This window comes from Curtobacterium luteum, assembly GCF_014646995.1.
Taxonomy (GTDB): Bacteria; Actinomycetota; Actinomycetes; order Actinomycetales; family Microbacteriaceae; genus Curtobacterium; species Curtobacterium luteum.
Map to the genome: position 1 here is coordinate 695415 of NZ_BMOI01000001.1, position 12712 is coordinate 708126.

General features: G+C 73.6%; 10 protein-coding genes, 1 other RNA gene and 1 pseudogene. 3 read left to right on the forward strand and 9 right to left on the reverse strand.

The features are described 5' to 3' along the window. Positions 1 to 175: 175 nt before the first annotated feature. The 3 genes from map (at position 176) to rnpB (ending at position 2273) form a co-directional block, all read left to right on the forward strand. Positions 176 to 1039: a type I methionyl aminopeptidase gene (gene map, locus IEY20_RS03100; RefSeq protein ID WP_175327724.1), complete on the forward strand. Its 864-nt coding sequence runs from the start codon at positions 176 to 178 to the stop codon at positions 1037 to 1039. A gap of 22 nt (positions 1040 to 1061) precedes the next feature. Beyond that, complete coding sequence (ppgK, locus tag IEY20_RS03105) at positions 1062 to 1820, forward strand: polyphosphate--glucose phosphotransferase (protein ID WP_175327723.1); 759 nt, start codon at positions 1062 to 1064, stop codon at positions 1818 to 1820. A 98-nt stretch (positions 1821 to 1918) separates the two neighbouring features. Next, an RNA gene (rnpB, locus tag IEY20_RS03110) (RNase P RNA component class A) lies at positions 1919 to 2273 on the forward strand. Positions 2274 to 2767: 494 nt separating this feature from the next. Here rnpB and IEY20_RS03115 read toward each other — a convergent pair. From IEY20_RS03115 to IEY20_RS03155, 9 genes and pseudogenes are all read right to left on the reverse strand, one after another. Next, positions 2768 to 3502 (reverse strand): zinc ribbon domain-containing protein, encoded by a 735-nt coding sequence (locus IEY20_RS03115; protein ID WP_022902793.1) that lies wholly within the window; start codon positions 3500 to 3502, stop codon positions 2768 to 2770. A 146-nt stretch (positions 3503 to 3648) separates the two neighbouring features. Further along, positions 3649 to 4455 (reverse strand): annotated as a pseudogene (locus IEY20_RS03120) (Nif3-like dinuclear metal center hexameric protein); the annotation flags it as partial. A 77-nt stretch (positions 4456 to 4532) separates the two neighbouring features. After that, positions 4533 to 5609 (reverse strand): hypothetical protein, encoded by a 1077-nt coding sequence (locus IEY20_RS03125; protein ID WP_175327721.1) that lies wholly within the window; start codon positions 5607 to 5609, stop codon positions 4533 to 4535. 358 nt (positions 5610 to 5967) lie between these two features. Then, a complete protein-coding gene (locus IEY20_RS03130) occupies positions 5968 to 6564 on the reverse strand; it encodes an RBBP9/YdeN family alpha/beta hydrolase (RefSeq protein WP_175327720.1) in 597 nt (198 codons plus the stop codon). 60 nt (positions 6565 to 6624) lie between these two features. After that, positions 6625 to 7602: a helix-turn-helix transcriptional regulator gene (locus IEY20_RS03135; RefSeq protein ID WP_175327719.1), complete on the reverse strand. Its 978-nt coding sequence runs from the start codon at positions 7600 to 7602 to the stop codon at positions 6625 to 6627. A gap of 171 nt (positions 7603 to 7773) precedes the next feature. Beyond that, positions 7774 to 8190, reverse strand: a complete 417-nt coding sequence (locus IEY20_RS03140; protein ID WP_022904648.1) for an ATP-binding protein — start codon at positions 8188 to 8190, stop codon at positions 7774 to 7776. Continuing rightward, positions 8187 to 8525 carry an STAS domain-containing protein gene (locus IEY20_RS03145; RefSeq protein WP_175327718.1) on the reverse strand — a complete coding sequence of 113 codons (339 nt, stop codon included), beginning with the start codon at positions 8523 to 8525 and terminating at the stop codon, positions 8187 to 8189. Before IEY20_RS03145 ends, IEY20_RS03140 begins: the two co-directional genes overlap by 4 nt. 58 nt (positions 8526 to 8583) lie before the next feature. Next, on the reverse strand, positions 8584 to 9810 hold the full coding sequence (locus tag IEY20_RS03150; RefSeq protein WP_229727825.1) for a multidrug effflux MFS transporter: 1227 nt from the start codon (positions 9808 to 9810) through the stop codon (positions 8584 to 8586). Between the two features lie 216 nt (positions 9811 to 10026). Then, positions 10027 to 12684, reverse strand: a complete 2658-nt coding sequence (locus tag IEY20_RS03155; RefSeq protein WP_175327717.1) for a phosphoenolpyruvate carboxylase — start codon at positions 12682 to 12684, stop codon at positions 10027 to 10029. Positions 12685 to 12712 lie beyond the last annotated feature (28 nt).

Consider the following 12712-nt stretch of genomic DNA (forward strand, 5'->3'; position numbering starts at 1 on the left):
CCGCCGGGCCGGCCCCGGGCCTCCAGGCGGTCGCGTCGTGGTCGCGTCCTGCGGGGCGAGTCTCGCCGTGGGCGACACGTCTCGCGCGCGAGCGCGCACGATCCGTCGCCCAGGGCGAGTCTCGGCGTGCACGGGCCGAAACTCGGGTCCCGCGCGCCCGGATAGAGTGGTCGGCATGCCCCGGGACGCACACGGACACCTGACCGCCGGCCGGATCTCCCCGCAGCGGCCCGTCCCGAAGGAGATCGAGCGGCCCGAGTACGTCGGGCGCGCCGAGCCCGACGAGCACGGCCACGGCGACACGTACTCCGCCGAGGAGATCGAACGGATCCGGACCGCCGGGCGCATCGCCTCGCAGGCGATCGACGCCGTCGGCGCGGCCATCCGCCCCGGGGTCACCACCGACGAGCTCGACCGCATCGGCCACGAGTTCGTCGTGTCACACGGTGCGTACCCGTCCACGCTCGGCTACCGCGGCTACCCCAAATCGCTCTGCTCGAGCCTCAACGAGGTCATCTGCCACGGCATCCCGGACGACACCGTGCTGCAGGAGGGCGACCTCGTCAACATCGACATCACCGCCTACAAGGACGGGATGCACGGCGACACGAACCGCACCTTCATCGTGGGCGAGGGCTCGCAGGAGGTCCGCGACCTCGTCGACCGCACGCGAACCGCGCTCGAGCGGGGCATCAAGGCCGTCGCCCCCGGGCGCCAGGTCAACGTCATCGGCCGCGCGATCGAGGCGTACGCCAAACGGTTCGGGTACGGCGTCGTCCGCGACTACACCGGCCACGGCGTCGGACGGACGTTCCACTCCGGGCTGATCATCCCCCACTACGACGCGCCCCACTACGACACGGTCATCGAGGAGGGAATGGTGTTCACGATCGAGCCGATGCTGACCCTCGGCGGCATCGAGGCGGACATCTGGTCGGACGACTGGACCGTCTCCACCCGCGACAAGTCGTGGACCGCACAGTTCGAGCACACCCTCGTCGTCACCGAGCGCGGCGCCGAACTCCTGACCGTCTCCTGACCCCTCAACCGAAAGGCTCCTCATGACCACCCTCGCAGTCGGCGTCGACATCGGCGGTACGGGCATCAAGGGCGCGATCGTCGACGTCGCCTCGGGCGAACTCACGACCGACCGGATCAAGAAGGCCACGCCCGAGGGCGGCAAGCCCCACGACATCGTCGCGGTGGCGAAGTCGATCGTCGAGGAGCTCGCCCCGGCCGCGGACGTCCCGGTGGGCGTGTGCTTCCCGGCGATCGTCCGCGACGGCAAGACCATGTCCGCCGCGAACGTGTCGAAGAAGTGGATCGGGTTCGAGGCGGAGGCGCTCTTCGAGAAGGAACTCGGCCGCTCGATCCACTTCGTCAACGACGCCGACGCCGCCGGGTTCGCGGAGCAGCAGTTCGGGGCGGCGAAGGGCAAGGACGGCCTCGTCGTCGTCACGACCCTGGGCACCGGGATCGGCACGGCGCTCATCAACGACGGTGTGCTCATCGTCAACTCGGAGCTCGGGCACCTCGAGATCGACGGGCACGACGCGGAGACGAAGGCCTCGTTCGCCGCCAAGGAGCGCGACGACCTGTCGTGGAAGCACTGGGCGAAGCGGCTGCAGAAGTACTACTCGACGCTCGAGGCGTTGCTCTCCCCGGAGCTCTTCGTCGTGGGCGGCGGCGTGTCGAAGCACCACGAGGAGTTCCTGCCGCTGCTCGACCTCCAGGCGCCGATCATCCCGGCGACGCTGCGGAACAACGCGGGCATCATCGGGGCGGCGACGCTCGCCGCGCAGTCGAAGCCGCAGGCGTAGGCGTAGGCGTAGGCGCGCGGAGTTGCTCGGACCGGGAGAGTCCGGTCGCCGGCGTGGACGCTGCACGGACGCGTCACCGCTAGACTCGTCCGTGCGAATGGGTCGGTGAGACGGTCGCGTCACTCCTCCGGGAGTGCCGAGGAACGTCCGGGCTCCACAGAGCAGGGCGGTGGGTAACACCCACCCGGAGCAATCCGCGAGACAGTGCCACAGAAAGCAGACCGCCGGCGGCGACGTCGGTAAGGGTGAAACGGTGGTGTAAGAGACCACCAGGGGTCCGGGTGACCGGATCCGCTCGGTAAACCTCGCCCGGAGCAAGGTCAGACAGAGGACGTCGAGGCTGCTCGCCGAGTCCTCGGGTAGACCGCTGGAGGCCGACGGCAACGTCGGTCCGAGAGAGATGGCCGTCACCGCGAGAGCGGGACAGAACCCGGCGTACGGCCGGCCCATTCGCCCACACGAACGCGAGTCGCTTGCTCGCGCCCCGCGCGGCCGCGCGCCCGTCGTCCGCGCGCCAGCGGGCGCGGGCCCGGCCTCGCACCGTGCGAAGCTCCCTCCGCACGGTGCGAGGTTCCTCACACCGTGCGACGCGCTGGGCCTCGCACGGAGCGCGAATCCTCGCACCCTGCGGCCGCGGCCACGCCGCCGCCGCCGCCGCACCACGCCACGCCGCCCCGCGCGGCCGCGCGCCCGTCGTCCGCGCGCCAGCGGGCGCGGGCCCGGCCTCGCACCGTGCGAAGCTCCCTCCGCACGGTGCGAGGTTCCGCACACCGTGCGACGCGCTGGGCCTCGCACGGAGCGCGAATCCTCGCACCCTGCGGCCGCGGCCACGCCACGCCACCGCCGCAGCGCCGCCGCACGCCGCCGCACGCCGCTGCGGCCGCGGCACGGACGGGAGGCCCGGTGCCAGCCCGGCACCGCGCCTCCCGTCCGACGGGTGATCGGGTCTACAGCCCCGACTCGGGCGTGCGCACGAGGATGGCGTCGCTGTCCGGGCACAGCACGACGTCATCCGGCGCCGCGGCCCGGATCGTCTGCAGGTCCGAGGCCGTCAGCGTCACGCCGGACGCGGTCGACACCCCGCCCTGCAGCAACGACGCACCGAAGCCGTACCGCGCACGCTGCCGGTCGTAGAGCGCGAGCAGGTCGTCCGGGACCTTCGCGGCGACGTCGGCACGCGACTGGACGGCCGAGGCGCGATCGGCCTCGAGCCGGGCGATCTCGGCGTCGCGCTCGGCCGCGAGACCGGCGCGGGCGGCGTCTGCGTCCGCGAGCTGCGCCTCGATGTCGCCGACCCTCGCCCGCAGCCCGTCGAGCTGCTCCATGACCTCGAGTTCGCTCGTCTCGAGGTCGCCGATCCGCCGCTGCAGGGAGTCGAGCTCGCTCTGGAGCCCTGCGGCGTCCTTCGCGTTCGCGACGTTCTGCAGGAGCGTGGTGTCCCGCTCGACCCGGGCCTGCGCGATCGCGGTGTCGGACTCGAGCCGGGCGAGCTCGCGCTCCGCGTCCTCGACCAGGCCGGTCGCTGCCGCGAGTTCACCACGCAGGGCGGCGGCCTTCGTGCCGAGCTCGGTGAGCTGGTCGCCCTTGCGCAGCGAGGTGATGCGGTGCTCGATGCGGGTCACGTCGTTGTCGAGTCGCTGGACGTCGAGGAGGATGACCTGGTCCTCGGGTGCTGCCTTCACGGTCAGGCTCCTTCTGCTTCAGGGGTGGTCCCGGCTGCGGCGCCGGTGGGGTCGGCCGCTGCTGCGGCCGACGCGGACGGTCCCGACGCGGCGGTCGGTTCTGGGTGGTCGGCCGGTCCGGGGCGTCCGGTCGGTTCGGCCGCCGGCAGGACGGCGAAGTCCCACGGGTCGGTCCGGAGGTCGCTGACGGTCACGCGGACCCCGGTGGCGGCGGCGAGCTCGGCGGCCGCGATGTCGAGCCACAGCCACTCGGTCGCCCAGTGCGAGGTGTCGATGAGCGCTGGCCCGCGTCCGAGCATCGCCTGCTCGCGGAACTCGGACGCCGGGTGGTGCCGCAGGTCGCTCGTGACGTAGACGTCGGCCCCGAGCACGGCCGGGTGCCCGAGCAGCGAGTCGCCCGCGCCAGCGCAGAGGGCGACGGTCCGCACCGGGTCGTCGTACCCGCCGGACACGCGGACGCCGGTGGCGGTGCCGGGCAGCAGGTCGACGAGGGAGCGCGCGAGGGCGCCCAGCGTCGTGGGCTCGGCGAGCGTGCCCACCCGGCCGATGCCGGTCGCCGGGTCGGCACCGGGCTGGATCGGCCGTTGGTCGACGAGGCCGAGCCGGTCAGCCAGCACGGCCGAGGTACCGGTCGTCACGACGTCGGCGTTCGTGTGCGCTGCGAGCAGTCCGGCGCCGCCGCGGACGAGGGTGGCGATGACGCTCCCCTTGTACGTCGACTCGGCGACCGTCGTGACGCCGCGGAGGAGCAGCGGGTGGTGCGTCAGGAGCAGGTCCGCCCCGAGCCGGACCGTCTCGGAGGCCGTGGCGGGCACCGCGTCGACGGCGAGGTGCACGTGGTGCACGTCGGCGTCGGGGTCGCCGGCCACGAGTCCGACCGCGTCCCACGACTCGGATCCCGCGGACGGCCAGAGCTGCTCGACGACGTCCAGGATCTCGCGGAGCTTCGGCATCCCGTCAGTCTACCGAGCCGACCCCGCGCCCGGAGCGGGCCGACCGGACCGGGCGATCCGGGCCTCCCGGCGGTCCGTCAGGCGCGGCCGAGCGCCCGCAGGATGCGCGCGACGAGTCGCTGCCACCATCCGGGCGCGGGGGCGTCCGTGGTGTCGACCGACTCGGCCGGGGAGTCCGCGGGACGCGCGGACTCGGGGAGCACGACGGGGGTGCTCGCGGTGGTCCCGGTGTGCGCGGTCAGCGCGGCCGCGAAGGCGGCCCGGTCGATGACCGTGGGTCCGGTGGCGGGCTGGACGAGCGGGGTCGGTCGCGCGTTCGCGGACACCGGCGTGACGGCCAGGAGGCCCGGTGCGGGTCGCGCGGGCTCGTCGCGGTCGGCGACGGGTTCCGGAGCACGCTCCGGGACGACGAGGTCCGCGACCGGTGCGCTCGGCGCGGGCGTCGCGTGCCGCGGCGACGGCGCCACGGGGGCGGTCGGCGCCACGGGAGCGGTCGATGCGACGGGGACGGGGCTGGTGGCGGCACGACGGGCCGCGGAACGCGCGCGACGGTCGGCCTCGGCGGCGGCGTCGGCGAGCAGGTCGGCGAACACCGAGCGGGCGAACTCCCGGGCGGCGCGGACCTCGGGGTCGTCGAGCCCGGCGACCGTGGCCTCCCACGCAGCGAGGCGTGCGAGGTCCTCGTCACGACGGCGGACCTCGTCCTCGAGCAGCACGATCCGTTCGATGGCGGGTCGGCCGGTGGCGGCGTCGACCTCGACGGCGAGGTCCTCGATCCGGAGCGCGAGGCGCGTCGGCGGCTCGGGGAACGACGGGGTGCAGGCGGCGTGACGCGCGCGGTCGCGGGGGCGGCGGAAGGCGGAGTCGGCCTGGATTGCGGGCGCGGTCTCGTGCGCGGCGTCGAGTGCAGTCTCGTGCGCGGCGTCGGGCACGGTCTCGTGCGCAGCGGCGGCTCGGTCGGTGCCGGGAGCCGGATCGGTCGTCGGGGTGGTGTCGGTCGCGGCGTCCGGTCGCTGGACGGGCCCGGTGACCGGCGGGACCACGAGGTCCGCGAGGTACGGGGCACGCGTCGCCGGGGCGTCACGGAGCCACTCCTCGAGCTCGCGGCCGAAGGGGTCCACGAGGGGGGTGCGTGCGCCGGACTGCGTCTCCATGCCCGAACAGTAAATATCGGGACGTCACACCGCGGGGAGATCCGCGGAGTGTCGCGAGATCCGCTGCCATATCGCGCCGGACGTGAGCGGCGTGTCGCAGGTCGGGTGTGCTTGCCCGGCCACGTGTCGGCGTCGTCGTGGCGCCGGGTCGTCGGGCGGCTCGCGTCCGTGCGGCCGGTGCCGGTCGCAGGACGTGCCGTGCGCGCCCGGAGTTGGTCGCAGGACGTGTCGTGCGCGCCCGGAGTTGGTCGCGCAACGGGTCGGGCGCCGCAGAGCGAGCGGCACGTCGTGCGACCAACACGCCGACCCGGCAGCGCGCAAGAACGGCGGCACGCAGGGACGGCGGGGTGCGCCGACGTCAGGCCGGCCGGACGTCCTCCGCGCCGGCCGACCGGGCCGAGCCGTCGATCGTGTCCAGCAGCGCCCGCCCCTCGTGCCACCAGCCGACGCCGGCGGCCACGTTGACGTGCTGCACGGCGCCGATCCGGTGCACCGTCGCGCCGAGCACCGTGGCGAACTCGATCGCGCGATCGGCCGAGCAGTACGGGTCGTCATCGCTCACCACGAGGTGGACGTCCTCGACGTGGGACACGCCGGCGGGTGCCGTGAACCCCCGCGCAGCGTCCGGGAACCCGGGACCGTCGGGGTCCGGCGGCGCGACGAGCAGCGCGCCGGCCACCGGGTGCGTCGACGCCTCCGGGCTGGCCAGCCATCGCGCTGCCGCGAGGACGCCGAGACTGTGCGCGACGAGCACCGGCGGTTCGTCGGTCGCTTCGACCGCCCGTGTGATCGCCGCCTGCCAGTCGTCGGGCTCCGGTTCGCCCCACGATGCCGGGAGTATCCGGACGACCCGGCCGTCCTCAGCTTCGCGTGCGGCCTGCCAGCGGGACTGCCAGTGCTCGGGGTCGGAGTTCCAGATGCCGGGCACGATCACCCACGGTCGCGGTCGCTGCACGAGGGCAGCGTACCCGGAGCCTCGATCCCGTCCGACTGTGTGACGCGCGGGGGCAGCGGGTCAGTTCTGCAGCGTGTCGCGCGGGTACTCGTCGAAGCGTCGCGCGTACGCGGCGGAGAACCGACCGAGGTGCGCGAACCCCCACCGCACGGCCACGGCGGCGACGGTGGTGTCGCCGGGACGTGCTCGTCGGAGCTCCTCGTGGATGCGGTCGAGCCGGATGCCCCGGAGCATCGCGTTCGGTGCGGTGCCGACCTGGCGCTGGAACGCCTGCTGCAACCCGCGGACGCTCAGTCCGACGTGCTCGGCGACGTCGGTCGTCGTGATCGGGGTGTGCGCGAACGCGTGCATGAACTCGATGGCGGACCGGACGCGACCGGTCGCCCCCTGCGGGAGCGGCACGTCGGGGGCGAGGACCGTGTGCGGGAAGGTCCGGAGCAGGACCTGGGCGGTCTGCCGGGTGGTCTCGGCGAGTGCCAGCGGCGTCAACGGCGCCGGCCCGAGGACGATGCGGGCGGCGCGCTGCACGTGGGCGTTCCAGGCGCGGAGGTCCTCCGTGTCAGGGGTGTGCGCGTGGTCGAACACCAGGGCCCCGGGCTGGGTCCCGTGCACCTCGGCCGCGACCCGCTCGAGGTACTCGCGGTCGATCTGCACCAGGCTCTGCCGGAGGTCGGCCAGGTCGAACACGAAGGGCCGCCCGGTGGGGAACATCATGGGCGTGCGGGGCCCGAAGGCGACCTCGTCGCGACCGACGTCGACGAGCCCGCCACCCTCGGCGGTCCACATCACCACGTACTCGTCGCGCACCTCGACCTCGCCGGACATCCGGCCGTCGAAGCGGGTCGAACGGAACGTCATCGTGTCGTCGCCGACGACCTTGAACCGGAAGCCGAACGTCCGGTCGGTCCGTGTCGCGGAGAACCCCGCGCCGTCGTAGGCCTCTTCGTACAGCCGCACCGCTTCGTCCGGGTGCGAACCCGCGACGTCGAAAGCCGATCTCGGATCGAGATCGGGCCCTGCGTCACTGGCGGTGCTCATCAGGCGAAGCGTCGCACGGAGACACGGCGATCACGCAATCGGCCGTCGTGGCTTTGCGGGAAACGGCTCGGCGAGTGCGGCCGCCGGACCAGCCGAGCGATGCTCGCCGGGAGAGCGTCCGCCGCCGACGATGCGGCTGCGGCCACTCGGGCCAGTCGGGCACCCACGCGCTCAGTCGTGCCGCGCCCTGTGCAGCGACCAGCGGTTCCGGTCACCGACCCGGTCGTAGCGCAGGTCGTCGACCACCATCTGGACGAGCGCGAGCCCGCGGCCGCTCTCCGCCAGGTCGTCGGGCAGCGCCGCGGCACCCGGATCCACCGATGCCGGGGCCCCGTCGTCGGTCACCACGGCGGCGTACCCCTCGGCGGAGCAGGCGAGGTCGACCTGGCACGCGACGCCCCGGGCACGCCCGGCGTGCTCGATCACGTTCGAGGCCAGCTCGACGAGCGCCAGTTCGAGCGCCATCCGGTCCTCGGCGGAGACGGAGGGCTCGGCCTGCCACACCCGCGCGAGGAACTCGTGCACCGCCGTGACGTCGTCCGGCGGACAGTCCAACTCGACGCGGTGCGCGCCGGTCGCGGTGGTCACAGCCAGTCGGACACCGCGGCGTCCCCGTCCGGGTACGTCCGCAGGATCTTGTCGATGTTGCTCAGCTTGAGGACCATCTGCACCTGGTCCGAGGGCGCCGCGATGCGGAGGTCTCCCCCGGCCTGCCGTGCCGTCTTCAGCGACCCCACCAGGACGCCGAGGCCCGAGGAGTCCATGAAGTCGACGCCCGACAGCTCGATCGCGAGGTGCGATCGTCCGCCGCCGACGACCTCGGCGACCCGCTCGCGGAAGACGGGTGCGGAGACCATGTTGAGCCGACCACTGCACTCCAGGACGGCCGTGTCTGCTGATGCCTCGTGTACGACGATGTCCATCCGGTGCGCTCCCCTTCGGTTCGTGCTCGCAACCTACCGGGTCGAACCTACCGGCCCGTCAGGCTCGCGCGCCCACACCGGCGCGGCGCGTGGCGACGAGTTGCACGACGACGGCCGCCGCCATGAGGGTCGCCATGACCGAACCCATCGCGAGCGCGGTCCCGCCGAGAGCACCGGCGAGGGGCGTGCCGAGCCCGCCCAGTCCGAACGTCAGCCCGCCCTGGAGCGCGGCCGCGGTACCGGGGTGCGCCGCCCCGACGTGCTGCGTCCGGGTCATGGCCGCGGGCAGGACGAAGCCCCACGCCGCGGTGACGACCGCCAGCGAGCACCACACCGGGACGGACCCGAGTCCGAGGACCGCGGACGTGAGCACCCCGAGCGCGCCGAGCGTCCCGACGGCGAGGCCGAACGCGAGCAACGCGTCCTCGGAGAACCGGCCGACGACACGGCGGAACACCAGCGTCGTGACGATCATCATCGAGGCGTTGGTGGCGAAGACGAGCGTGTACAGCCCCTCCGAGAAGCCGTACTGCGTCTGGAACACGAACGAGCTCGTCGCGATGTAGGCGAAGAAACCGATCGTCGACAGCACGCCGGTGAGCACGTACGCACGGAACCGGCCGATCGCCGTCAACTCCCGGATCCGCGCCCAGTTCGCCGCGAGGCCGACCCCACCGCGGCGCTCGGCGGGCAGGGTCTCGTGGAACCCGGCCACGACGAGCACGAAGAAGACCGCACCGAGCAGTGCGAGCACGACGAACATCACCCGCCAGCTCGCGACGGTGAGCACGGCTCCCCCGGCCAGCGGCGCGACGACCGGCCCGATCGCGTTGATCGCCGCGAGGGTGCCGAACACCTTCGCCGTCCGCGGTCCGTCGGTGACGTCGGACACCATCGCGCGCCCGGCCACGGCCCCGGCGGCGCCGGCGAGCCCCTGGAAGACCCGGGCGACGACGAGCGTCACGACGTCCGGCGCGAGGGCACAGCCGACCGAGGCGACCGCGAACACGGCCGTCCCCAGCAGGAGCATCGGTCGCCGCCCGACCCCGTCGCTCACCGGACCGGCCAGGAGCTGCCCGACCGCGAACGCCACGAGGAAGGCCGTGAGTGACAGCTGCACCGCGCTCGGGGTGGTCGCGAGGTCACGCGCGATCGCGGGCAGCGCCGGGATGTACATGTCCGTCGCGAACGGCGAGACGCCGACGATGAGCGCGAGCGGCACGATCGGGGGCAGGCCGGTTCGCGGGGTGGTCCTGGTCCGGTTCCGGGTGCGCTCCGTCGTCACGGCGCCCACGGTACGCCGCGTCGAATCGATTCGACAAGGGGCAGCGTCAACGGTGGCGAGCGCTGGAACGACGCGGCCGTCGTCGTGCGACAGCGGCGGTGTCGTTCCGCACCGGCCGGGACCCGCGGACGACGCGACCCCGGGACGACGGAACGCGCGTCGTCCGACGGGTGTGCCGTCGCGACGCGCGCGTTCCGTGTGCCGGGCGGGGCCCGATCAGCCGGTGTTCTGCAGACCGGCGGCGATCCCGTTCACGGTCAGCAGGAGCAGACGGTGGTCGCCGTCCGTGGAGTCGGTGCTGCCGCTCGTCCGGATCGACCGGAGGGCACGGAGCTGCAGGTGCGAGAGCGCGTCGACGTACGGGCTGCGGAGCCGCACGGCGCGGGCGAGCACCGGGCGGTCCTCGAGGACGTCGGCACCACCGGACACGCGCAGGACCCACGCCCGGGTGCGGCGCATCTCGTCGAGCACCTTCGCGGCGAGGTCGTCACGGTCGGCCAGCTCGAGGTAGCGCTCGGCGATGTACTCGTCGGTCTTCGCCAGCGACATCTCGACGTTCTTGATCATCGCGCCGAACAGCGGCCACTCCGCGTACGCGCGGCGGAGGGCGTCGACGTCGCCGACCGCCTCGAGCGCGGACCCGAGGCCGTACCAGCCGGCCAGGTTGATGCGCGCCTGCGTCCACGAGAACACCCACGGGATCGCGCGGAGGTCCTCGAGGGACTCGACGCTCAGCCCACGGCGGGCCGGACGCGACCCGAGCGGCAGCAGGCCGAGCTCCTCCATCGGGGTGACGCGGGCGAACCACGGGGCGAACCCGTCGGCCTTCACAAGGTCGTAGAACGCCTGCCGCGAGACGTCGTCGAGGCGCTGGGCGAGGTCGGCGAACTCGGTCGCCGCGGCCGCGGTGCGCTGCTCGTTCGACGGCGAGGAGGCGAAGAGCGTGGCCGAGGCCATCTGCTCGAGGTGTCGGGCGGCGATGTCCTGGTCGCCGTACTGGGCGAAGATGACCTCGCCCTGCTCCGTGAGCTTCAGCCGACCGTCGATCGAGCCCGGCGGCTGCGCGAGGACGGCCTCGTTGGCCGGGCCACCGCCGCGGCCGAGCGAACCGCCGCGGCCGTGGAACAGCGTCAGCTCGACGTCGTTCGCGGCGGCCCAGTCGGCGATCCGGGCCTGGGCGTCGTACAGCGCGAGGTTCGCCGACACCGGGCCGACGTCCTTCGACGAGTCCGAGTAGCCGAGCATGACCTCGAGCTTCCGGCCGGTCGCGGCGAGGCGTCGCTGGAACGGCTCGGTGCGCACGGCCTCGTCGAGGATGTCGACGCTGGCGTGCAGGTCCGCGAAGGTCTCGAACAGCGGGATGACGTCGAGCACCGGCGCGGCCTCGGCCGAACCGAGCGCGGCGACCGCGAGCTCGTGCACGTTCGCCAGGTCCGCCGCGGACTGCGTGAAGGACACGATGTACCGACGGGCAGCCCGGACGCCGAAGCGCCCCTGGAGCTCGGCGATGGTCCGGAAGACCGCGAGGACCTCCTCGGTCATCGGGCTCAGCTCCCCGCCGGCGCGGATCTCGGCGAGGGCATTGCGGTGCACCTGCGAGTGCTGGCGGACCTCGAGCTCGGCGAGGTGGAACCCGAAGGTCTCGACCTGCCAGAGGAGGTTCTGCAGCTCGCCGTGCGCCGGACGGACCGCGCCGGCCGCGATGAGCGACGTCTGGATCGTCCGGAGGTCGGCGAGGAGCTCCTCGGGACCGGCGTAGGCGATCCGCTCGTCGCGGCGACGGGTCGCGCGGATCCGCGCCGCCACGAAGAGGAGGGCGCGCCGGTGCGTCTCGTTCGGCGCGCGCACACCGATGCGCTCCGCGACCGCCGGGTCGAGCCGCTCCTGCTCGGCGACGAGCGCCGTCAGTCCGGCGTCGGCCGGCGTCTCGCTGGCGTCGAGGGTGAGGGCGCTGCCGATGCGGGTCGCGGCACGGGAGAGTCCGAGCAGGATGTGCTCGGACGCCGTCTCCGCTGCCTGCCGGGTGACCTCGGCGGTGACGTGCGGGTTGCCGTCGCGGTCGCCGCCGATCCAGGTGCCGAAGCGGACGAACGCGGGCGCGACGACCGGAGCGCGGCCCGCGTCGTCGCCCTGCAGCCGGTCGTCGAGCAGGCGGTACACCTGCGGCACGATCTCGAACAACGTCTGGTCGAACACGCTCATCGCGGTGCGGACCTCGTCGAGCGGGGTCGGGCGCGTGGTGCGGAGCGGCGAGGTGCGCAGGAGCGTCGTGATCTCCTCGAGCAGCCGCCGCTCGTTCTCGGCGCGCGCGGTGGCGTTGCGGGTGCGGTCGCGCTCGTCGATGAGGTCCGTGATGCGACGGACCCCCGTCGTGACCGCACGGCGTCGGGCCTCCGTCGGGTGCGCCGTGAGGACCGGGTGGAACCGGAGCCCCTCGAGTCGGGCGGCCGCCTCGTCGGCACCGACCTGCTCCACGAGCGACGCGTACGTCGCCGGGAACGAGTCGCCGGGGAGCCCGCCGTCGTCGCCGCGCTGCCGGAGGACGCGGACGCGGTGGCGCTCCTCCGCCAGGTTCGTCAGGTGGAAGTACGTCGTGAACGCCTGGGCGACCGCCTCGGCGCGCTCGGCGGTCATGCCCGCGACGAGCTGCTCGGCGCGCGCGGCGCCCTCGGTGCCCGCGCCCTCGTAGGCGTCGATCACCGCGGCCCGCAGGGTCTCCACGTCGTGCAGCAGGTCGTCGCCGCCGACCTCGCGCAGCACCCGCCCGAGCAGGTTGCCGAGGTAGCGGACGTCGGCGCGGAGGTCGCTGTCGACCGCTCCGCTGACGTCGTCCCTGGCGCGTCCGTGACGCGTCTGGCCGTCGATCGCCGTCATGTCGTCCTTTCCGGGTCGGCCGGGGTCC